16 protein-coding genes, 1 tRNA gene and 1 pseudogene are annotated in these 19,970 nt (G+C 65.1%); 11 read left to right on the top strand and 7 right to left on the bottom strand.

Annotated features, from left to right (window positions below; translation table 11 throughout):
* Positions 1 to 9: 9 nt before the first annotated feature.
* From F6X62_RS02560 to F6X62_RS25560, 5 genes and pseudogenes are all read left to right on the top strand, one after another.
* Complete coding sequence (locus tag F6X62_RS02560; RefSeq protein ID WP_153772608.1) at positions 10 to 2,160, top strand: DUF1631 domain-containing protein; 2,151 nt, start codon at positions 10 to 12, stop codon at positions 2,158 to 2,160.
* A gap of 83 nt (positions 2,161 to 2,243) precedes the next feature.
* The gene (gene ampD / locus F6X62_RS02555) at positions 2,244 to 2,804 is read left to right on the top strand and encodes a 1,6-anhydro-N-acetylmuramyl-L-alanine amidase AmpD (protein ID WP_054895216.1); all 561 of its coding nucleotides are present in this window, start codon (positions 2,244 to 2,246) and stop codon (positions 2,802 to 2,804) included.
* Entirely contained in the window at positions 2,801 to 3,631 is an 831-nt protein-coding gene (gene ampE / locus F6X62_RS02550) for a regulatory signaling modulator protein AmpE (RefSeq protein ID WP_153772607.1), read from the top strand. The genes ampD and ampE overlap by 4 nt, the downstream gene beginning before the upstream one ends.
* A gap of 125 nt (positions 3,632 to 3,756) precedes the next feature.
* A pseudogene (locus tag F6X62_RS25565) lies at positions 3,757 to 4,911 on the top strand (HAMP domain-containing protein); the annotation flags it as partial.
* Between the two features lie 144 nt (positions 4,912 to 5,055).
* Positions 5,056 to 5,769: a methyl-accepting chemotaxis protein gene (locus F6X62_RS25560; protein ID WP_371105624.1), complete on the top strand. Its 714-nt coding sequence runs from the start codon at positions 5,056 to 5,058 to the stop codon at positions 5,767 to 5,769.
* 10 nt (positions 5,770 to 5,779) lie between these two features.
* Here the strand turns inward: F6X62_RS25560 and F6X62_RS02540 are convergent, their stop codons facing one another.
* On the bottom strand, positions 5,780 to 6,937 hold the full coding sequence (locus F6X62_RS02540) for a hypothetical protein (protein WP_153772605.1): 1,158 nt from the start codon (positions 6,935 to 6,937) through the stop codon (positions 5,780 to 5,782).
* A 65-nt stretch (positions 6,938 to 7,002) separates the two neighbouring features.
* On the opposite strand from F6X62_RS02540, the gene F6X62_RS02535 reads away from it, so the two are divergent.
* Positions 7,003 to 7,587, top strand: coding sequence for a D-Ala-D-Ala carboxypeptidase family metallohydrolase (locus F6X62_RS02535; protein ID WP_178117513.1), 585 nt, complete (start codon positions 7,003 to 7,005; stop codon positions 7,585 to 7,587).
* Here F6X62_RS02535 and F6X62_RS02530 read toward each other — a convergent pair.
* Positions 7,527 to 8,444, bottom strand: coding sequence for a LysR substrate-binding domain-containing protein (locus F6X62_RS02530; protein ID WP_153772604.1), 918 nt, complete (start codon positions 8,442 to 8,444; stop codon positions 7,527 to 7,529). The two genes, F6X62_RS02535 and F6X62_RS02530, sit on opposite strands and share 61 nt — an antisense overlap.
* 172 nt (positions 8,445 to 8,616) lie before the next feature.
* Between F6X62_RS02530 and F6X62_RS02525 the strand changes: the two genes are divergently transcribed.
* Positions 8,617 to 9,234: a LysE family translocator gene (locus tag F6X62_RS02525; protein WP_153772603.1), complete on the top strand. Its 618-nt coding sequence runs from the start codon at positions 8,617 to 8,619 to the stop codon at positions 9,232 to 9,234.
* A 58-nt stretch (positions 9,235 to 9,292) separates the two neighbouring features.
* On the opposite strand, the gene F6X62_RS02520 is transcribed toward F6X62_RS02525, so the two are convergent.
* Together F6X62_RS02520 and F6X62_RS02515 are read right to left on the bottom strand one after the other, a co-directional pair.
* Positions 9,293 to 9,369 (bottom strand) — tRNA-Met (locus F6X62_RS02520).
* A 94-nt stretch (positions 9,370 to 9,463) separates the two neighbouring features.
* Positions 9,464 to 10,396 carry a FecR domain-containing protein gene (locus F6X62_RS02515; protein ID WP_153772602.1) on the bottom strand — a complete coding sequence of 311 codons (933 nt, stop codon included), beginning with the start codon at positions 10,394 to 10,396 and terminating at the stop codon, positions 9,464 to 9,466.
* A 579-nt stretch (positions 10,397 to 10,975) separates the two neighbouring features.
* Between F6X62_RS02515 and F6X62_RS02510 the strand changes: the two genes are divergently transcribed.
* On the top strand, positions 10,976 to 12,199 hold the full coding sequence (locus F6X62_RS02510; protein WP_065864907.1) for an MFS transporter: 1,224 nt from the start codon (positions 10,976 to 10,978) through the stop codon (positions 12,197 to 12,199).
* Positions 12,200 to 12,552: 353 nt separating this feature from the next.
* Entirely contained in the window at positions 12,553 to 13,722 is a 1,170-nt protein-coding gene (locus tag F6X62_RS02505) for an MFS transporter (RefSeq protein ID WP_153772601.1), read from the top strand.
* Positions 13,723 to 13,869: 147 nt separating this feature from the next.
* Here F6X62_RS02505 and F6X62_RS02500 read toward each other — a convergent pair whose 3' ends face one another.
* From F6X62_RS02500 to F6X62_RS02490, 3 genes are all read right to left on the bottom strand, one after another.
* On the bottom strand, positions 13,870 to 16,341 hold the full coding sequence (locus F6X62_RS02500) for a TonB-dependent receptor (RefSeq protein ID WP_153772600.1): 2,472 nt from the start codon (positions 16,339 to 16,341) through the stop codon (positions 13,870 to 13,872).
* A 120-nt stretch (positions 16,342 to 16,461) separates the two neighbouring features.
* Positions 16,462 to 17,418 (bottom strand): FecR domain-containing protein, encoded by a 957-nt coding sequence (locus F6X62_RS02495; protein WP_153772599.1) that lies wholly within the window; start codon positions 17,416 to 17,418, stop codon positions 16,462 to 16,464.
* Entirely contained in the window at positions 17,405 to 17,920 is a 516-nt protein-coding gene (locus F6X62_RS02490) for a sigma-70 family RNA polymerase sigma factor (protein ID WP_063542868.1), read from the bottom strand. Before F6X62_RS02490 ends, F6X62_RS02495 begins: the two co-directional genes overlap by 14 nt.
* 181 nt (positions 17,921 to 18,101) lie before the next feature.
* Here F6X62_RS02490 and F6X62_RS02485 point away from each other — a divergent pair, with 181 nt between their 5' ends.
* Positions 18,102 to 18,728, top strand: coding sequence for a DNA-3-methyladenine glycosylase (locus F6X62_RS02485; protein ID WP_063542870.1), 627 nt, complete (start codon positions 18,102 to 18,104; stop codon positions 18,726 to 18,728).
* A gap of 154 nt (positions 18,729 to 18,882) precedes the next feature.
* Positions 18,883 to 19,944 (top strand): bifunctional DNA-binding transcriptional regulator/O6-methylguanine-DNA methyltransferase Ada, encoded by a 1,062-nt coding sequence (gene ada / locus F6X62_RS02480; protein WP_153772598.1) that lies wholly within the window; start codon positions 18,883 to 18,885, stop codon positions 19,942 to 19,944.
* The last annotated feature ends 26 nt before the right edge of the window (positions 19,945 to 19,970 follow it).

The following is a 19,970-nucleotide window of genomic DNA, read 5'->3' as shown; positions in this document are numbered from 1 at the left end:
GAGTTCGGGATGCATGAAGAAGGCAAGATGGGGCCCTTGGTGGCCGCCATCGACAGAGGGGTGCGCACGCCCTTGCCTTGCCTTCCCGTCGTGCTCCTGCAAGTACGTGACAAAGCGGCACTGCACTTGCGCCAAGGGCTGCGTGCCCTGTTCGACAACGCTGACGACACGCTCTTCGAAATGGCCGACAAGGCTTGTGCGGGCGATCAGCAACATCTCTATTTCGAAGCCATGCGCGACTTGCGTCTCAAGCGCAAGAGCATTGAACGTGCCTTTCTCGATATCTTTCATGAAACCTTCAGCCGCATCGGCCAGGCCGACCCGCTAGGGTCGCTGGGCACTATCGACCTGCCCGTCGGCAAGGCCCAGCGCGAGCGAACCCTGGCGGTCGGTGCCATGGTCGAGCGCGTGCTGGCGCGCGACGTCTTTGCCCTCGAGCAACTCGGCCAGCGCTTTTCCGCCCTGCTCGAAATCCCCCTGGATGTGCGGTGCAATCCGCTGGGGCCTGCGTGCCTGTGTGGCTACTTTCTGGACGCCGGACGCAGCCTGGGGGTAGACCTCAAGGTCAAGCTGGTCCTGCTCAAGCTGTTCGAGCGTTATGTGCTGCGCGACGTCGACCTGCTCTATGGCGAGGCCAACCAGTTGCTGGCCGCGGCGGGCGTGCTGGGCGAACTTGCCCCCGCTCCGCGTCGGCGTGCCGAGGATCGTGGTCTGGCCGCACGACGCACCCCTGCCTCGTTGATCGCGGGTGAAGACATTGGTGCGGACAGCGCTGGCCAGGCGTATTTCGCCTCTCTGGAAGGCTTGCTGGCACCGGTACGCGGCAGGCTGGCGCCGCGCTTGCAGAGTGTCTCGGCGGCGCAGCCGATCGGTAGCGCCGACCTGTTGCGCTTGCTCACTCACCTGCAGCATTACGTGCCCGGGCCGTTCGAGGCCGACGATTTCGACCTCGGCCAGCAGCTCGAACAACTGTTGCTGCGGGTCAGCGTTCGCAGTGGCACGCGCCGCCGCCTGGCCACTGCCGACGAAGACATGATCAACCTGGTCGACCTGCTGTTCGACCACATCCAGCACGACGATAACCTGCCCCCGCCCCTGCGCGCCCTGCTTGGACGCTTGCACATCCCACTGCTCAAGGTCGCCTTGCTCGACAAGAGCCTGTTCAGCCGTGCCAGTCATCCAGCGCGCCGCCTGCTCAACGAGATCGCTGCCATGGCCATCGGTTGGGAAGGAGCGGGTGAAGGGTTGCAGGCGCGGGTTGAGCGTATCGTCCTGCGGCTGCTCAGCGATTTCACCGACGATGCTCGGCTGTTCGCCGAGGTGCTCGAGGAGTTCCTGCTTTTCAGCACCGAAGAGCGTCGGCGCAACGAGCTGCTGGAGCAGCGCACCCGCGATGCCGAAGAGGGGCGGGCGCGGACGCTGCAGGCACGCCAGCAGGTCCAGCACGCGCTCAACCAACGCCTGCGCGGGCGCGTATTGCCGCGGGTGGTGGTGCAGATGCTGGTGGACTCCTGGAGCCAGGTGCTGCTGCTCGCCTGGCTCAAGCAGGGCGAGGCGTCCGCGGCCTGGATCGATGGCCTGGCGACCATGGACGCGCTGCTGGACAGCATCGCCCCGCACCCGGGGCCGCAAGCGCGCCAGGCCCTGCTCGAACAGGTGCCGGGGCTGCTCAAGGCTTTGCGTGATGGGCTGGCGGGTGTGGCACTGGATTCGGCTGCGCTGCGCGAATTCTTCCTGCAACTGGAGCGTCTGCACTTGCGCGCCTGTGCCGAGCCCGGCCAATGGCAGGACGAGGCTGACGATGTGCGGGTGGAGACGGATATCGTCCTGGCCGTCGCCGAGGAGTCGGCAGGTGGCCGGGCGCCGGTCCTGGACGAGCACAGCCCGCAATTGCGCCAGGTTCAGCGCCTGCGCCTGGGCACCTGGATCGAGCTCAGCGACGATGACGAGCCGCTGCGCTGCAAGCTGGTGGCGCGTATCGACAGCAGTGATCGGCTGGTCTTCGCCAACCGCACCGGCATGAAGGTGCGCGAGTGGAACAGCATTGGCCTGGCCCTTGCCCTGCATCGTGGCGAGGCACGGGTGCTGGACGACGGGCTGCTGTTCGAGCGCGCCCTCGATGCGGTGCTCGACAGCCTGCGCATTGCCCAGGCACGTTGAGGTACCCACAATCATTTACATGCAAGCGCGCTGTCGGCGGGGCATACTGAAGCCTCGTATCCGGCGTTTTTCAGGATCTGCCCATGCAATTGGACCGCGCCACTGGCTGGTTCTCCGGTGTCACCCACTGCCCCTCGCCGAACTTCAACGCCCGCCCCGAAGGCGAGGCGATTTCCCTGCTGGTGATCCACAACATCAGCCTGCCGCCAGCCTGTTTCGGTACGGGCAAGGTTCAGCAGTTCTTCCAGAACCGGCTTGACCCGGCAGAGCATCCCTACTTCGAAAGCATCCAGCACCTGACCGTGTCGGCGCACCTGTTCGTCGAGCGCGATGGTGCGGTCACCCAGTTCGTGTCGTTGCTCGACCGCGCCTGGCATGCCGGGGTGTCGTGCTTCGACGGGCGTGAGGGATGCAACGATTTTTCCATCGGCATCGAGCTCGAAGGCACCGACGATATGCCCTACACCGATGCCCAGTACACGGCCCTGCAACAGCTGACGCGGCAGATCCGCAGCCTCTGGCCTGCGATCGGCCCCGAACGCATCAAGGGTCACGACGATATCGCGCCGGGACGCAAGACCGATCCCGGGCCAGCTTTCGACTGGCCCCGCTACCGCGCCGCGCTGAACGAGGACAAGGCATGAGTTTCCTGGTGTTGGTACTGGTGTTGTGGGTCGAGCAGTTCTCGTCCCTGCGCCATCGCTTGCAGCGTGACGGGTTCTTCCTCGGTGAGCTGGTGCGTCTGGAGCGCAGCGGCAAGGTGCACCCCTGGTGGAGCCTGGCGATCCTGGTGCTGGCACCGGTGCTGGTGCTGGCGTTGCTGCTGCATGTGTTGCAGCCGGTGGCCTACGGCTTGCTGGCGCTGCCAGTGCACCTGCTGGTGCTGATCTACAGCCTTGGGCGCGGAGATGCCAAGGCGGCGCTCGGTCCGTTCCGCGACGCCTGGCGTCGGGGTGATGAACAGGCGGCGCTGCATGTGGCCGAGCGCGATCTGGGCCTGGCTGCAGACGATCCGCGTGACCTGCTGGCGCGGGTGCAGGGCAACCTGGTGTGGCAGGCGTACCAGAGCTTCTTTGCCGTGATCTTCTGGTATTTCCTGCTCGGCCCGGCCGCAGCACTGGGGTATCGCTTGCTGGCGCTGAGTGCAGCAAACAGCCTTCAACCAGCGCTCAAGGAGCGCGCGGCGCAGCTGCGCCATGCCATGGACTGGTTGCCGGTGCGGGTGTTGGCATTGAGCTTCGCGCTGGTCGGCAACTTCGTTTCGGTGGCCCGGGTGATGCTGCACGAGGTGCTCAACTGGCACATCAGCGCGGGGCAGTTGATCGCCCGTGTCGGGCGGGTGGCCGATGACATTCCCGAGGAAGAAGAGGCGCAGAGTGCGCTGGCGCGCCTGGACAGCCTGTGGGAACTGCTGCTGCGCAGCGCGGTGCTGTGGTACGCGGTGTTTGCGCTGTGGACGGTGCTGCTGTGAACTGAACGCCGAAGCCGCTTAACCTTAAGTTACAAACCTTGGATTGATTCTGCGCTATACAGAGCCTCGGCCAGTTATGGCCTTGTGCTACCCCGCAGAACAATAAAAATCCAAGGAGGTGACCCATGAAGCGCCTGCTCCATCCGGCCATCGCGTTGATGAACCGGCTGAGCTTCGGCATGAAGTTCAGCCTGATCAGCGTCCTGTTCTTCCTGCCCATGCTGGTCACCAGCTTCTATCTGGTTCGCGATGCCTATCGCCAGTTCCATGTCACAGGCGTCGAGCTGAGCGGCCTTGGCCCTGTGGCTGGCAGCCTGGCCCTGCGTGGCGACCTCGAAAGCCTGGGCAATCTTCTGCAGATCAACGCCGTGCTCGGCCAGTCGGGCCAGGCCGGGGATGTCGAAGCGCGTATCGATGCCCTCGAGGACAAGGTCCAGGCCCAGCTCCAGGCCCTGGCGAGCCAGGATCCGCAACTCGAAGCCAAGCGCGTCGAGCTGGCCGACGCCTTCGCCAAGGCTCGCGCCGAAACCTCCCTGCAAAACAAGACCGCGCTGTTCGACAAGCTGCTGGCCCAGGCTCAGGTGCTGGGCAAGCTGGTGGCCAGCCAGGCGGGCTTGAGCCAGGACAATCAGGCGTCGGTACGCCAGTTGAGCGACCTGATCGGTGCCAGCACCGCCCAGGTCACCCAGATGCTCGGCGAAGGACGGGCCATCGGCGCTGTTGCCCTGGGGCGCGGTTTCATCGATTCGGCGGGGAGTGCGCGGTTCGAAGACTTGCTGCAACGCCTGGAGCGTCTGTCGGCCGACTACGCCCTGCGTGTGGAGGATGCGCTGGCTGCCGATGCCCAGGCCAAGGCCAGCCTCGGTGCGCAGGCCCAGGCCAGCCAGGCGACGGTGCGCCGGGCTGCGGCGCTGTTCGAGGACCAGGTCGTGGTGGCCGAGACCCTCGATGCGCCCTGGCCTGCCTTCTACGAGCAGGTCAGTGCCCTGATGGGCGAAACCTACCGCCTCAACGATGCAGTGATCGCCCACCTGCAGCAGCAGTTGCAGGCACGCCTGGGCGAGCACCGCCTGCACATGCTGGCGCTGGTCGCGGCGCTGGCCATCGTGTTTCTGTCGATCCTCTACCTCTACAGCGGTTTCTATGTGTCGACCCGGCGTACCCTCGGCAACCTCGGTGCGGCCATGGACAGGGTGGCCGGTGGCGACATGACGGTCAGCTTCGAGGTGCGCAGCCAGGATGAGCTGGGCGAGTTGGGCCAGGGTTTCAATGAGACCGTGCGGCGCATCCGCGTGCTGATCGAGCAGGTGGGGCGTACCGTGGCGACCGTCGAGGAGCAGGCCGAGCAGGTGCTTTCGGTGTCGACACGCAGCAACCAGGCCGTGAGTGGCCAGCGCGAACAGATCGAGCAGGTGGCCACGGCGATGAACCAGATGAGCGCCACCGCCCTAGAGGTGGCCCGCAGCGCGGCGCTGGCCGCCGATGGCGCGCAGCAGGTCAACCGCGAGAGTGCCAACGGGCGCAGCCTGGTGGCGCACCAGCAGGACAGCATTGCTCGCCTGGCCGGCGAGATCGACCAGACGGTGGTTGCGGTCAACCAGCTGGTCGGCGACAGCCAGGCCATCGGCCGGGTGCTGGAAGTGATCCGCAGTATTGCCGAGCAGACCAACCTGCTGGCACTGAACGCAGCCATCGAGGCGGCGCGTGCGGGCGAGCAGGGTAGGGGCTTTGCCGTGGTTGCCGATGAAGTACGTACCCTTGCACGCCGCACCCAGGACTCCACCGAGGAGATCGCGCAGATGATCCAGCGCCTGCAGGAAGGGGTTGGTGCTGCCGTGCGAGCCATGGGCAGCAGCCACCAGATGGCGGCGGGTACCGTGGATGAAGCGCGGCAGGTGCAGCAGGCGCTGGCCAATATCCTGGGCGCGGTGGGCGGTATCGTCGAGCAGAACCAGCAGATCGCCGCGGCCGTCGAGCAGCAGACGGCCGTGGCCCATGACATCGACCAGAACATCGTGGCGATCAACCGCGCGGCGCAGGACACCACGCAGGGCGCCTGCCAGACGGAGGACGCCAGCCGCGCGCTGTCGAGCCAGGTAGTGGAGCTGAAGCGGCTGATCGGGGCCTTTAGAGTCTAGATGGCCCCTGTCAGCCCTGCGGCGCTGTGATCTCCACGGGTTTGCGCAGATCCCTCAGGCTGCGGGTCACGGTGCCGGTGTTGCACTTGGCCGCCGCCTGCTCCGGGGTCATGTCGCGGATGGTGCGGTAGAACAGTTCGCAGGTCTGTTTTTTCTGGGTCACCTGCCACTTGGCCGAGCAGGCCTCCAGTGTCAGCTTGGCGTCCGCCTGCGGGTTGCGGCCCATGCCGGCCTGCCAGCAGGCGGCGGTCAGGTCCTGGCCCATCATCTTCAGGCCTGCGGCGTCCGCCTTGTCCTGATCCCCGCCGGTGTTGTTCTTGTCGGCCGCATACCAGATCGCGCTCGGGTGGTTGGAGCCCAGCACCGGCACTTGGGTGCCCGCTTCCGGGCTGATGCTGACCAGCCCCAGCACATTGACCTTCGGCCCGTACTGCTGCTGGATCCAGCTGCGCACCGGTGCGCCGAAAGCCACCATCGGCAGGGGCTTGGCGTCGTGGCGCAGGGTCATCTCCTTGACCATGCGCGTCTGATAGTCGGCGAAGTAGCTGTAGGTGCCTTCCAGGTCCTTGCCGGCGCTGGCGGGCGCAGCGATCGGGGCGATGTCGACGATGGTCTGGTAGGCCGGGGTCTGGCTGGCCTCGACACCGTTGAAGGTCAGCAGCTGCGCCCAGCGATCGGTGGTGTTGGAGCGCAGGTAGTCCTGGGCCTGGGTCAGCGAATAATCCGGCGGGAAGTGCAGCAGCTCGATGCTGCGGCGATTTTCCAGGGCCATGCCCAGTGGCAGGAACAGGTACCAGTCGTAGGCCCACTTGCCATCGTTGTTCAGACGGGTAGCGCCCTGGTAGGCCAGTTCGCCGCTGTCGAGTAGCTTGCGCAACGGCTCGGCATAGCTGGCTGGAACGGCGCTGATATGGGCATGCAGCCTGTCGTTGTCGCGACGCACCTGCACCTGGGCGTCGGCATAGCCGTCGCGGCGTACGCTCTGGGTCAGGTAGTGCTCGACGGTCTGCTCCAGCGTCCAGTCGCGAAAGCAGATCACGTGGCAGTTGTTGGGGAAGGCGAACAAGCGGGTGACCCGTTGCGCATCGCCCAGGTCGATCTGTGCATCCGCCAGTGCCAGGCCGCTGAAGGCGAGGGCGGCCAGGCCCGATACAGCCATCTTTTGCATGCTTAACTCCTTGTCAGTGGCCGCCAGGGTCGGCGGGCTGCTCATACTGGATGAAGAGGTGGGGGATGAAAAGCGTCGGAACATGGCTGTTGGCGACGTCGCTTCTGGCGATGACAGGGGTCTGCGCCGATGAGCGTGATGTGCGGATGTTCGCGCATTGGGCGGGGAACCACGAGACCCGCGCGTTTCGCCAGATGCTGGTGGATGCGCGGCTGTACGGGGTGGTGCCGATCCATCAGTTGCTGCGTTCGGCATCGGACTGGCGTCTGTGCCGCGCCTCGCCGTTCGCCGTGGCGCCGAGCGCGCAATGGCCGGCCGTGCGCTCGACCCTGGCACTGATCCGCACCCTCGAGCAGCAGGGCATCCTGCGCCAGTTCGAGGTGGTGTCCGCCTACCGCGAGCCCAAGCTCAACGCCTGTGCCGGGGGCGCAGTGGGCAGCGCCCATACCCGCGCCTTCGCTGTCGACCTGTTGCTGCCCGACTGGGCCGATCCCAATCCGCTGTGCACCTTTTGGCAGCAGCAGGGACAGGCTTGGAACATGGGGCTGGGGCGCTATCCGTCAGGCCGGATCCATCTCGATACCGCGGGCTATCGCACCTGGGGTGGCGACGGCAGTGCGGGGTCGTCGTTCTGTGCCAGGCCCAGGTGATCGAGGCTGCCCTGGCACTGGTGCAAGACCCATTCGGCGAAGCGCTGGCGCTTGCTGTCATCGTCCAGGGGCTGGGGGCTGAGCAGATGATAGGCCGAGCCGTCGCGCAGAAACCCGTAGGGCGCCTGCAACTGGCCGCTGCGTAGTTCATCGCCAACCATCAGCGCCGAGGCGATGGCCATGCCCAGCCCGGCACTGGCGGCCTGGATCGACAGATAGAAATGCTCGTAGTCGCTGCGTTCTGTGCCGGTGGCGCTGTGGCCGCTCAGGCTCAGCCAGGTGTTCCACGCTGTGGTGCGGGTGTGGCTGTGCAGCAGGCGCTGGCCGTCGAGCGTGGCGGGCGCGCCCGCGCGGGCGACAGGGCCGATCCATTCCTCGCAGATCATCAGGCTGTGCAGTTGGCGATCCCAGCGGAAGTCGTCTCGGCGCAAAGCCAGGTCGATACCGCCGCGGGTGAAGTCGACCGGGCCGCCCGCGGCCACCAGGTGCAGTTGCAGGTCCGGCTGGTGGGCATGGAAGTCCGGCAGGCGCGGGATCAGCCAGCGCATGGCGAGGGTGGGCTCGCACGACAGCACCAGGACGTTGTCCTGTGCGTGTTCCTGCAGGCGCTGCACCGTGCTGGCGAGCTGTTCGAAAATCGTTTGGGTGGTGTCGAAGAGGGTTCGCCCGGCCGCGGTGAGGAAGACTGCGCGGTTGCGGCGCTCGAACAGTTCGATCCCCAGGCCCTCTTCGAGCAGACGGACCTGGCGGCTGACCGCGCCATGGGTGACGTGCAGTTGCTCGGCGGCGCGCACGAAGCTTTCGCTGCGCGCAGCGCTGTCGAAGTAGCGCAGGGCGGTGAGGTGGGGGAGTTTCATGGGGCGTTCGCTGTCTGTTCTGGGCTGCAGTAGTGGGAAGACGCCATGCGCGACAAAAGCTAGGTGATGAAAACTAGCAGATAGAGTAGCGGCAAAATCGATTTTTTCCCGCATCAGCGCCTTCGATAATCGTGATTCCTGTGTTCTGACGTCACCTATCGAGGCTTCTCGCATGACCGAACTGATCGCCATTGCCCTGTTCACCCTCCTGGCTGTCATCAGCCCCGGCGCGGACTTCGCCATGGTCACCCGCAGCAGTTATGCACAAGGGCGTCGAGCTGGGCTGGCGGCAGCTTTGGGGATCGCCCTGGGGGTTCAGGTGCACGTGCTGTACACATTGTTCGGCATCGCTGTGCTCATCAGCCGCAGCCCGACGCTGTTCGTGCTGATGAAAACGCTGGGGGCGGGGTATCTGGTCTATCTGGGATACCGGTCGCTGACCAATACCCAACGCATCCGTCTCGACAGCCAGGAGCCGGTCAGTGCGGCGGGCACATTCGCGGCCCTGCGCACGGGGTTTCTCACCAACGCACTGAACCCCAAGACCATGCTGTTCGTGATCAGCGCCTACACGCAGGTGGTAAAGCCGGGCAGCGGACTGGCGATAAATCTGGCCTATGGTGCCTTCATGTCGTTGGCCCATTGGGCGTGGTTCAGCCTAGTGGCGGTGTTTTTCTCCAGCGCCGGGCTGCGCAAGGCGATGATCGAACGACAGGTCGTGGTGGATCGGGTGATCGGAGTGGCATTGATTGGCCTGGGGGTGGCCGTCGCCATGGCGGGAATACGCTGAAGGGGATTCTCGAGGGCAAAGAAAAAGGGCTTACCTTGCGGTAAGCCCTTTTCGTATTTGGTGGCTACACAGGGACTTGAACCCCGGACCCCAGCATTATGAATGCTATGCTCTAACCAACTGAGCTATGTAGCCAATGGCGCGCATTATTCTCTTGTGATGACCCTCTGTCAACACTCATTTCAAAAAAAATCTGCACGCTTTCAAAAACTTAGCCGGAAGGCCCGCTTCAGCGGACGATCAGCCACTGCCCGAGCAGGTTGTTGACCCGCAGTTGTTGGGCGGCGGCGAGGCTGTCGAGGGTTTCGCCTGCGCGGTCGAGGTTGAAATCACCGCTGATGCGCCGATAAGCGGTTTGCTCGCCCATCAGCCACACCCGCTGCCCTTGGTAGCTGGCAAGCCGTTCCAGCACCTGCTGCAAGGGCATGTCCCGGGCGGCCAGCTGACCGCTACGCCAGGCATCGGCCGTCTTGAGGTCGGCCTTTTCCACCGCGTCGATACGCACCGGGTTGAACCTGACCCGCTCGCCCGCCGACACCATGCGCTGGTCGCCGCCCTGGCTGACCATGGCCTTGCCGCTGAGCACCACCAGTTCGTCGTAGTCGCTGTGGCGAGCGATCATCAGGCGGGTGCCGAACACCTGGATCCGTGCATCGTCCACGTGCACTTCCAGCGCGCGCCCATCAAGCATCACTTCAAGGTACACCTGGCCCTGCACCAACTGCAGTTGGCGGGTGCGGCTGCGCAGGTCGACGTTCATGGCGCTGGCGCTGTCCAGATGCAGGGTCGAACCGTCCGCCAGGCGCAGGCTACGGCGCTCGCCCGCAGCGGTGTGCAATTCGCTGCCCAGGCGCTGCATCAATGGCCAGTAGAGATAGACGAGCGCGGCCAGCAGCAAAAGGAACAACGCCCCCAGCGCCTTGCCCCAGTGACTGCGACGTACCGCCACCTCCCGTGGCCGCAGCCGCGCAGGCGGGCTCTGCAATTGTTGCCAGCGGCTTTCCAGCGCCGCAAAAGCGCGGGCATTGTCCGGATCCTGGCACCACAGGGCGAAGGCCTTGCGCTGCCGCTCATCACCGCCCGGCTGGCGCAGGCGGGCGAACCATTCCAGTGCTTCGCGTTGGGGATCGTGATCGAACTGCACGGCGGGCATCGGGTTCATGGGATCGGTCTGCTCGCGAGAAGGGCGGTTTGGCCCTGTATCTACGGGGGAATTGGTTGAGGATGCTAAATATAGTGAGAACCATTTGCAAGTGTGTGAGCGATGGGTGGTGTTGTGGTTTGAGCGGCTTTGCGCTTTTACAGGCGTGTTTTCCAAGGTGTTCGCATGTGATTACGTGAGGGCTGACAGGTGCTTGCCGAAAGTTTTTTAGTGCCTGTGAGATCGAGCGCCGCCCGCGCGGCGCTTCGCGGGCAAGCCCGCTCCTACATTTGTTTCGGGCCAATGAATCCTATGGCATTTTCGCGCGTCCCCTTGGCGCACGGCGCGGTACCGAGTCGTACACACCAGGCGGTCGCGCGCCTGCGGCACAGGCATAACTGGCCCGAAACAAACTGTAGGAGCGGGTTTACCCGCGAAGCGCCGCGGGGGCGGCGCTCGATCTCACAGGCACTAAAAAACTTTCGACGAGCACTCCTGGACCAAAGCCAACATCCAGCACAGAAAAAACAAATTAAGGGTGGCTTCGTATCGAGATGTTTCTAATAATCGGATCCCAACCTGAGCACGGATGTCGAGCCCATGGCCATCAGCAGTACCTCGTCCAGCTCCGCGACCAGCAGCGCAACGCCGACTTCCGGCAGCAGCCCGCTGGTGATGCGGATCATCACCTTCTGCGCACTTGCACACCTGATCAACGACCTGATCCAGTCGGTGTTGCCGGCGATCTATCCGATGCTCAAGGCCAACTACGACCTGAGCTTCGCCCAGATCGGCCTGATCACCCTGACTTTCCAGGTCACCGCCTCGCTGCTGCAGCCATGGGTCGGTTTCTATACCGACAAGCGGCCGACGCCGAACCTGCTGCCGCTGGGCACGCTGTGTACCTTGGTGGGTATCGTCATGCTGGCGTTCGTCGGCAGCTTCCCGATGATCCTGCTGGCCTCGGCGCTGGTGGGGATCGGCTCTTCGACCTTCCACCCGGAAACCTCGCGCATCGCCCGCCTGGCCTCCGGCGGACGCTTCGGCCTGGCGCAGTCGACCTTCCAGGTGGGGGGCAACGCCGGCTCGGCCTTCGGCCCGCTGCTGGCGGCGGCGATCGTCATCCCGTTCGGTCAGACCCACGTCGCCTGGTTCGGCCTGGCGGCGTTGTTCTTCTTTGGAGTGACCTTGCTGCTGCGCCGCTGGTACAAGGATCACCTCAACCAGTTCAAGGCGCGCAAGGCCGGTGCCGCCACCCATGGCCTGTCGCGCCAGCGTGTGCTCGCCGCGCTGATCGTGCTGGGGCTGCTGGTGTTCTCCAAGTACTTCTACATGGCCAGCTTCACCAGCTACTTCACGTTCTACCTGATCGAGAAGTTCGACCTGTCGGTGGCCAGCTCGCAACTGCACCTGTTCCTGTTCCTCGGCGCGGTGGCGGCGGGCACCTTCTTCGGTGGGCCTATCGGTGACCGCATCGGGCGCAAGGCAGTGATCTGGTTCTCGATCCTGGGCGTGGCACCGTTCACCTTGGCGCTGCCCTACGCCGATCTGTTCTGGACCACGGTGCTGAGCCTGGTGATCGGCTTCATCCTCGCCTCGGCGTTCTCGGCGATCGTGGTATATGCCCAGGAGCTGGTGCCGGGGAACGTCGGCATGATCGCGGGCATTTTCTTCGGGCTGATGTTCGGCTTCGGTGGCATCGGCGCGGCGCTGCTGGGCTATCTGGCGGACCTGCGCGGGATCGAGTACGTATACGGGCTGTGTTCGTTCCTGCCGCTGTTCGGTTTGCTGGCGGTGTTCCTGCCTTCCACCGGCAAGCGTTGAGACACCAGGGCGCGTGTTGCGCCCCTTTCGCGGGTTCGTCCGCGAAAGGGGCCGCCCAGTTGACTGAACGATCAGCCCTGGCCTAGAGTGCCGCCTCCTTCATTTTTCCCTGCGATTCAAGCAATGCGCCGCTCACCCTCCCTCAGCCACACATGCCTGCCTGTCCCCCCGACAGCGCGTCGCGCGTGGCCGAGCGACACGGTGCTCAAGCGCCGGCGCAGCGTCCTGTTCGCCTTCACCTTCTCGCCACACACCACGCACTGAACTGATCTGCGCCCCTGTCTGCTGCGCCGCCTCGGCGTGGCCGTGGGCGCCTGCGTTTGCACGTCTTTTTCAGTTGTCTGGAGTGGTACATGAACATGCGTTTGCTGGCGGGCCTTCTGTTCGCCGTGTCGGTGGTGGGCTTCAGCCTGGGGGCCAGCCTGCCGCTGGTGTCGTTGCGTCTGCACGAGGCGGGGGCTGGCACCCTGGAAATCGGCATCGTCTCGGCCATTCCCGCTGCGGGCATGATGCTTTCGGCGTTCATGGTCGACGCCTGCTGCCGGCTCCTCACCCGGCGCACCATCTACCTGTTGTGCTTCAGTCTCTGTGCCCTGAGCATCGGCCTGCTGGAGTGGTCGTTCGCGTCGATCTGGCTGCTGGCGCTGCTGCGCCTGGCACTAGGGGTCGGCATGGGCATCGCGATCATCCTGGGCGAGTCGTGGGTCAACGAGCTGTGCCCGGAGCACAACCGCGGCAAGATCATGGCCCTGTACGCCACCAGTTTCACAGGCTTCCAGGTGCTGGGCCCGGCGATGCTGGCGCTGGTCGGTGCCAACAGCCCCTGGGTGACGGGGGTGGTCACCGCCTGCTATGGCTTGGCGTTGCTATGCATCCTGTTCACGGTGCCGAACGATCATGTCGAGCATGGCGAGGAAGACGACAAGAGCTTCACCCTGGGCGGCTTCTTCCGTGTTGCCCCAGCCCTGTGCGTGGCGGTGCTGTTCTTCTCGTTCTTCGACGCCGTGGTGCTGTCGTTGTTGCCGGTGTATGCCACCAGCCATGGTTTTGCAATAGGCGTGGCCGCGCTGATGGTGACGGTGGTGTTCGCTGGCGACATGCTGTTCCAGCTGCCGCTGGGTTGGCTGGCGGACCGGGTGGAGCGCACCGGGCTGCACCTGGTGTGTGGGCTGGTGGCGATGGCGATCGGTATTGCCCTGCCGTGGCTGCTGCAGATGACCTGGCTGCTGTGGCCGTTGCTGGTGGTGCTGGGGGCGGTGGCCGGAGGGATCTATACCTTGGCGCTGGTGCTGATCGGGCAGCGCTTCAAGGGCAAGGACCTGGTGACGGCCAATGCGAGTGTCGGCTTGTTGTGGGGTGTAGGTAGCCTGGTCGGGCCGCTGGTCAGCGGTGCTGCAATGGACGTCGCGCCGCATGGGTTGCCCATGGCGCTGGCGGTGATGGCAGGGTTGTTCGTGTGCTTTGCACGGCAGGCGTGGCGGCGGGCCGGGCGGGTTTGCGTGGAAGTCAGCCCGGGCCAGTGAGGGTTCTTCGCGGGCAAGTCAGGACGCCGAACCGCCGCTCCCACAGACGCTGTGGACAGCAGCGGTATCTCCGTGGGAGGAGGGCCTGTGGGGCGCCGAACCGCCGCTGCGACTGGCTTGCGAACAGACCCATTCAGACCGGGAAGGTCAGAAGCTGCCGCGCAAGGTCACCGACACATTGCGCGGATCGCCCCAGTAGTAGCCGGTCGGTGTCGGTGCCACCTGACGGTAGTACTGCTTGTCGAAGATGTTGTTGGCGTTGACCTGCAACGAATAGTGGTCGTTGAAGCGGTAGTGGACCATCGCGTTGTACACCGCATACCCCGACTGCGTGGCGACCGCAGTGCCGCTGCGGTTGTAGATGTCGCTCTGGGCCTGCACGCCACCGCCAATGGTCCAGGCGTCCAGTTCACCCGGCAGGCGGTAGCTGGTGAACAGCCGCAGCATGCGCTTGGGGTCGGTGGTGCGAATCGCATTGCCGGTGTTGCTGGTGGTGTCCTTCAGGTACTCGGTGGTGTTGTAGGTATAGCCACCGGTCACGTTCCAGCCCGGCAGCACTTCGCCGGAAATCTCCAGTTCGAAGCCCTGGCTGCGGTTCTTGCCAGCCGCAACCTTGCAGTAGCCACTGGTGTAGTTCGGTGGGCAGGGATTTGGCCCGCTGATGTCGTCCAGCGGGTTGCCGACCTGATAGATGCGGAAGAACGCCAGCGAGGTGGTCAGCCGCCCGTCATAGAACTCGCCCTTGATGCCAGTCTCGTAGGCCTCGCCGGTGACCGGCGCGAGCACCGAGCCAGTGGCGTCGGTGGCGGTCTGCGGGTTGAAGATCTCGGTATAGCTGGCGTAGGTGCTGAAGTTGTCGTTGAGGTCATAGATCAGCGCCGCGTAGGGCACCACTTCGTTGTCGACGCTGAACTTGCCGTTGGAGCGGGTGTTGTTTTCCTGCTCATAGTCGTACCAATTGGTGCGTGCGCCGATGATCGCGGTGAGCGGGTCGGCCAGGGAAATGCGCCAGGTGGCGTAGGCGCCTTCCTGGGTGGTGCGGGTGCGCACCGGGTGGGCGAGGATGTCGATAGACGGGTTGGCCAGGCTGGTCTTGGGGTCCCAGTTGCGGATGTCGAACACCCCCGACTGAACGTAGTTGGTGGCCGAGGCGTAGGAATCGTTGCGGATACGCTCGACGCCCAGCATCAGCTCGTGGGTACGACCCAGCAGGTCGAACGGGCCATTGAGGGTCGCGCTCAGGTTGTTTTGCAGGCTTTCGCCGCCATCGCCTTCGGTGACCTGGTAGCTCATCAGGTACGGGTTGTTGGTGGGGTTGGCGGCGCCGGTGGCGCGGGTGAAGTAGGTTTGCTTGAAACCATCGTCGGCCAACTCGAAATGGGTGCGCTGGGCCATCAGCTTGAGCTTCCAGTCGTTGTCGAAACGATGTTCGAGCTCGGCGAAGGTCTGCAGGTTGCTGCGGTTCCAGCGGTTCCAGTCGGCACCCAGGTAGGTGCTGCGGCCAAACGGCAGCGGCGAGCCGTCGTAGTTGGCGGGCAGGTTGCCCCATGCGCCGGTGGCGTCGAGCTTGGTCCATTCAAGGCCGGTGGTGAGGGTGGTGCTGTCGTTCAGGTCGAAGGCCAGTACGCCGTACAGCACGTCCTTGCGTTCCTGGCGCGACTCCTGGAAGTGGTCCTTGTCGTCGTGCACGGCGATGATCCGCCCGCGCACGTTGCCGGTTTCGGTCAATGGCCCGGAGATATCGGCGACATAGCGCTGGGCGTTCCAGGTGCCCAGGGTAATGCTGCCGCTGCCCTGGTATTGGTAGGTCGGGCGCTTGCGCACCAGGTTCACCGTGCCCGAAGGGTTGCCCGCCCCGCGCAGCATGCCGGTGGCCCCACGCAGGATCTCGGCGCGGTCGATGATTGCCGAGTCGCTCTGGATGAACGAGCCGCCGCCGCTGCTCTGCACCACGGTGGCGCCGTCGTACTGGATGGCGTCGATCGAGTAGCCGCGCGAGTAATACTGCACGCGCTCGCTGTCGGTCAGGTTGACCACTACCCCGGGCGTCTGTTCGAGCAGGTTGGTGAGGTTGGTGATGTTCTGGTCGTCGATGCGCTGGCGGGTGACCACGGTCACCGACTGCGGGGTGCGACGGATGCTTTGCGGAGTCTTGCCGATGGTCACCGCGCCGGTGGTGTAGGAGCCGGTGTTCTCGGTGGTCTCGCCCAGGCGATCGCTGGAGATGCTGGTGGCGCCAAGCTCGAGTGCATCACCGACGTCCAGCGCCGGGATCAGCATGAAGCTCTTGTCGCTCTGTTGCTGGACTTGCACGTTGCTGCCCTGCAGCAGGATCGACAGGGCCTGGGCGCTGTCGTAGCTGCCCTGCACGCCACGGGTAGTCTTGCCCTGGAGGCTGTTCGCGTCGAACGACAGGTTCAGGCCGCCCTGGCGGGCCATCTGGTCCAGCGCTGGGGCCAACGGGCCTGCCGGGATGTTCCAGGCGATCTGCTGGTTCTGGCTGGCCGGAGCGGCGAGGGCTTGGGCGGAGAGTGCAGCAGTGACCAAGCCCAGACCGAAGGCAGCGGCGTGGATGGCGCTGCGCAGGCTGTCGTTGCGGGGGGAACACGGGCGAATCATGAAACGCTCCTGAAGGTTGGGGAGACCACTTTTCGGGCTTTGTTCCTTCAGGCCGAACGAGAATGAGATTCCACCTCATTTATTTTCATGACACAGGGTGACTGGCCAAACGCCCGGGGATCAGGCCAGGTCGATGCTCACCCAGTAGCGCGTGCGGTAGTCGATGCGTACCGGCAAACTTCGTGCGATCAACAGCAGGATCTGATCGGTGTCTGCCAGGTGATAAGTCCCGGAAACCTTCAGCCCGGCGACTTCCGGTGCGCACCTGAGCAGCCCCGGCCGATACCGCGAAAGTTCGGCCACGAACTCGCCCAACGGCATCTGCTGCACGCTGAGCACGCCATCGGTCCAGCCCCACGGGTCGCCATGCAGGGCCGCCACCTCGGTTTGCCCCGAGGCACTCACCTGCAGCACCTCGCCGGTCTTCACCCACCGTGGGCGAGCGGAGGAGGGGAACAGCAGTACCTCGCCACGGCGAACCGCCAGCAGCAGGCCGTCGTCGTTCTCGCGCAGCAGCAACTGGCCGTTGCGGGTGTCCATGTCGGCGATGGCGGTGTCGATGTGAAAGGTGCGGTTGTCGCTGGCGTTGCTGTCCAGGCTGACTTCGCCGCGAATCAGTGTCAGCAGGCGCTGGTCGGCGCTGTAGCGCAGGTCGATGGCGCTGGCGGTGTTGAGCTGGATGCGGCTGCCATCGCTGCCTTGCAAGTCGCGGCGCTCGCCGGTCGCGGTGCGGCTGTCGGCCATCAGCGCTGGCAGGCCCAGGGGCTCGCGCGCAGTCCAGAGAGCCCCGCCGGCAACGGCGAATGCGACCAACAGCTTGAGGTTGTTGCGCCGGCTCATGCGTTGGCGCTGGCTGCCCTCGAGGGTGCGCCGGCTCAGGTCGGGAGGCAGGCCGGCCAGTTCGTTGCCCAGGCTGTTGACCCGCTGCCAGGCCAGGGCGTTGTGCGGATGGCTGTGCAGCCAGTGCTGGAATTGCTGCTGGTGGTGCGCCGATGGATCGTCGAAGCGCAGTTTCACCAGCCAGTCGATTGCCTCGTCGACCTGGGCCTGGGCAGGGATGCGCTCAGGCGTCGGCATAGCGCAACCGATAGCAGGTGCCCAGCGCCCGGGCCAGGTCGCGCTCGACCGTGGCCCGGGACACTTCCAGGTGCGCGGCGATCTGCGGGATGCTCAGGCCATCGAGCTGGGCCAGCAGGAACGCCTGGCGCACCCGCGGCTTGAGCAGTTGCAGGGCGCGGTCGAGGCGTTCGAGGGTGTCGAGGATCACCAGGCGATGCTCCTCGCTGGGCGCTTCGCCTTCGGGCAGGCAGGCCAGGCTTTCCTGATAGGCGCGTTCCAGTGCACGGCGCCGGAACTGATCGATCATCAGCCCGCGGGCGACGCTGCTGAGGTAGGCGCGCGGCTCTTTCAGCGGCGAAACCTGACGCGCGCGCAGCAGGCGTACGAAGGTGTCCTGGGCGAGGTCCGCGGCATGTTCCCGGCAGCCGACCCGTGCCCGCAACCAGCCGCGCAGCCACGCGTGGTGAGCCTGGTAGAGCAGATCGACTTCGGCAGGCTTGAGCATGTCGTTCATCTGCATCGTGGCTGCGGCCCTGGTTGCGAAGAAGTGAGGAGGTGACTGTGAATAGTTCTCAATTCTATGCGGGGCAATGCTGTCGGAGCAATGGCATACCAGGAATTTGTCGCGCAAGATTCGGCGATCTTGCGATGAACGGTTGGTCTAACATGGGGCTTTCAGCTCATTCCACGGGTAACGTGCCATGATCCATGCCGATCTCTCGCCGCACGCCTATCAGCAGGCGATTGACTTCCTCAGCGGGCTGGACCCGGACTGGGCCCGGCATATCGCCGCGGTCGGGCCGTGCCTGCACCGCGCTACGCCTGGGCGTGAGCCGTTCGAGGCGCTGGTGCGGGCGGTGGCGTACCAGCAACTGCATGCCCGGGCGGCCGAGGCGATACTCGGGCGCTTGCTGGCGTTATATCCGCAGGTGGCGTTTCCTGCGCCCGAGCAGTTGCTCGCCACTGACCCCGAGGTGTTGCGCGGTTGTGGCTTCTCGGCGAGCAAGCTGGCGAGCATCCTGCACATCGCTCAGGCCCGCCTCGAAGGGGCAGTGCCCGGGCGCGAAGAGGCGCTGACGATGAAGGACGAGGCGCTGATCGAGCGCCTCGTGGCCTTGCGTGGCGTGGGGCGCTGGACGGTGGAGATGTTGCTGATCTATAGCCTCGAGCGGTCGGACATCCTGCCGGTGGATGACTTCGGGGTGCGCGAGGGATACCGTCGCCTGAAGGGTTTGGAGAAGGCACCGACGCCTGCGCAGATGCGCTCGCTGGGCGGGGTCTGGAGCCCTTATCGGACGGTGGCGGCCTGGTATCTGTGGCGGGCTTGAGGCGGGGCCTTTTCGCGGGCAAGGGTGTGCTGGCTCTTGTAGGAGCGGGCTTGCCCGCGAAAAGGCCGGCACAAAATAACCCCCGCAAGAACCGGAGAGCCCAGTCCAACAGAACCTGCCACGCTGACAACCAATCACCCCAGAGGCCCCGCCCATGCCAGCCACCCCCTACAACACCGATGCAGCCCGCTGGCAGGCCGTCCAGGCCCGCGATCCAGAAGCTGCCGGTCACTTCGTCTATGCCGTGCGCACCACGGGCATTTATTGCCAGCCAGGCTGCAAGTCGCGCATGGCCAAGCGCGAAAACGTCGAGTTCTTCGATGATGCCGTCGCTGCCGAAGCCGCCGGCTACCGCCCGTGCAAACGCTGCACGGCAACCCTCGCCGACCCTGGCGCCAAGCGTACCGCGCTGGTTGCGCGTGCCTGCCGGCTGATCGAATCCCACGACAGCGCGCCTCAACTCGAGCAGTTGGGTGCCGAACTGGGTGTCAGCCCCTTCCACCTGCACCGCTTGTTCAAGGCCGAAACCGGCCTCACACCCAAGGCCTATGCCTCGGCCTTTCGTGCCCGACGCTTGCGTGAAGGGCTGGAGCAGGCCGGCAGCGTCACCGACGCGATCTACGACGCAGGCTACAACTCCAACAGTCGCTTCTATGCCAGCGCGGGCCAGCGCCTGGGCATGCAGCCGCGTGAGTACCGGGCCGGCGGCGTGGGCGCGACCATTCGTTTTGCCCTTGGCCAGTGCTTTCTCGGGGCGATCCTGGTGGCGCAAAGCGAGCGCGGCATCTGCGCGATCCTGCTCGGCGATGACCCGCAAACGCTGCTCGAACAGTTGCAGGACCAGTTCCCCAAGGCCCATTTCATCGGTGGTGATCCTGCTTTCGAGCGCCTGGTTGCCGAGGTGGTGGGTTTTGTCGAGCAGCCGTCGCTGGGGCTGCAACTGCCCCTCGATGTACAGGGCACCGCCTTCCAGGAGCGTGTCTGGCAGGCGCTGCGCGAGGTACCGGCGGGCGGCCGGGTCAGCTACAGCGATATCGCCGAGCGCATCGGCGCACCCAAGGCGGTGCGTGCCGTAGCCCTGGCCTGCGCAGCCAACCGCATTGCCGTGGCAATTCCCTGCCACCGAGTGGTACGGCGTGACGGCGATATCAGTGGCTATCGCTGGGGCGTGGAACGCAAGCGTCAGTTGCTGGCGCGAGAAACGGTCATCACCTGATCGCCGCGGCAGCGTAGAATCCTCCG

It is taken from the genome of Pseudomonas sp. MNR3A, from assembly GCF_009650575.1.
Lineage (GTDB): Bacteria > Pseudomonadota > Gammaproteobacteria > Pseudomonadales > Pseudomonadaceae > Aquipseudomonas > Aquipseudomonas machongensis.
The sequence above is the reverse complement of the archived record's forward strand: the minus strand, read 5'-3'. Positions and strand labels throughout refer to the sequence as shown.

Bases quoted from the DNA above. Each gene is read 5' to 3' on its own strand.
- ampD (WP_054895216.1), top strand. From the start codon at position 2,244: ATGCAATTGGACCGCGCCACTGGCTGGTTCTCCGGTGTCACCCACTGC.
- F6X62_RS25560 (WP_371105624.1), top strand. From the start codon at position 5,056: ATGAACCAGATGAGCGCCACCGCCCTAGAGGTGGCCCGCAGCGCGGCG.
- F6X62_RS02530 (WP_153772604.1), bottom strand. From the start codon at position 8,444: ATGAAACTCCCCCACCTCACCGCCCTGCGCTACTTCGACAGCGCTGCG.
- F6X62_RS02525 (WP_153772603.1), top strand. From the start codon at position 8,617: ATGACCGAACTGATCGCCATTGCCCTGTTCACCCTCCTGGCTGTCATC.
- F6X62_RS02485 (WP_063542870.1), top strand. From the start codon at position 18,102: ATGATCCATGCCGATCTCTCGCCGCACGCCTATCAGCAGGCGATTGAC.
- F6X62_RS02515 (WP_153772602.1), bottom strand. From the start codon at position 10,396: ATGAACCCGATGCCCGCCGTGCAGTTCGATCACGATCCCCAACGCGAA.
- ampE (WP_153772607.1), top strand. From the start codon at position 2,801: ATGAGTTTCCTGGTGTTGGTACTGGTGTTGTGGGTCGAGCAGTTCTCG.
- F6X62_RS02560 (WP_153772608.1), top strand. From the start codon at position 10: ATGCATGAAGAAGGCAAGATGGGGCCCTTGGTGGCCGCCATCGACAGA.
- F6X62_RS02510 (WP_065864907.1), top strand. From the start codon at position 10,976: ATGGCCATCAGCAGTACCTCGTCCAGCTCCGCGACCAGCAGCGCAACG.
- F6X62_RS02540 (WP_153772605.1), bottom strand. From the start codon at position 6,937: ATGCAAAAGATGGCTGTATCGGGCCTGGCCGCCCTCGCCTTCAGCGGC.
- F6X62_RS02535 (WP_178117513.1), top strand. From the start codon at position 7,003: ATGAAAAGCGTCGGAACATGGCTGTTGGCGACGTCGCTTCTGGCGATG.
- F6X62_RS02505 (WP_153772601.1), top strand. From the start codon at position 12,553: ATGAACATGCGTTTGCTGGCGGGCCTTCTGTTCGCCGTGTCGGTGGTG.
- F6X62_RS02500 (WP_153772600.1), bottom strand. From the start codon at position 16,341: ATGATTCGCCCGTGTTCCCCCCGCAACGACAGCCTGCGCAGCGCCATC.
- ada (WP_153772598.1), top strand. From the start codon at position 18,883: ATGCCAGCCACCCCCTACAACACCGATGCAGCCCGCTGGCAGGCCGTC.
- F6X62_RS02490 (WP_063542868.1), bottom strand. From the start codon at position 17,920: ATGCAGATGAACGACATGCTCAAGCCTGCCGAAGTCGATCTGCTCTAC.
- F6X62_RS02495 (WP_153772599.1), bottom strand. From the start codon at position 17,418: ATGCCGACGCCTGAGCGCATCCCTGCCCAGGCCCAGGTCGACGAGGCA.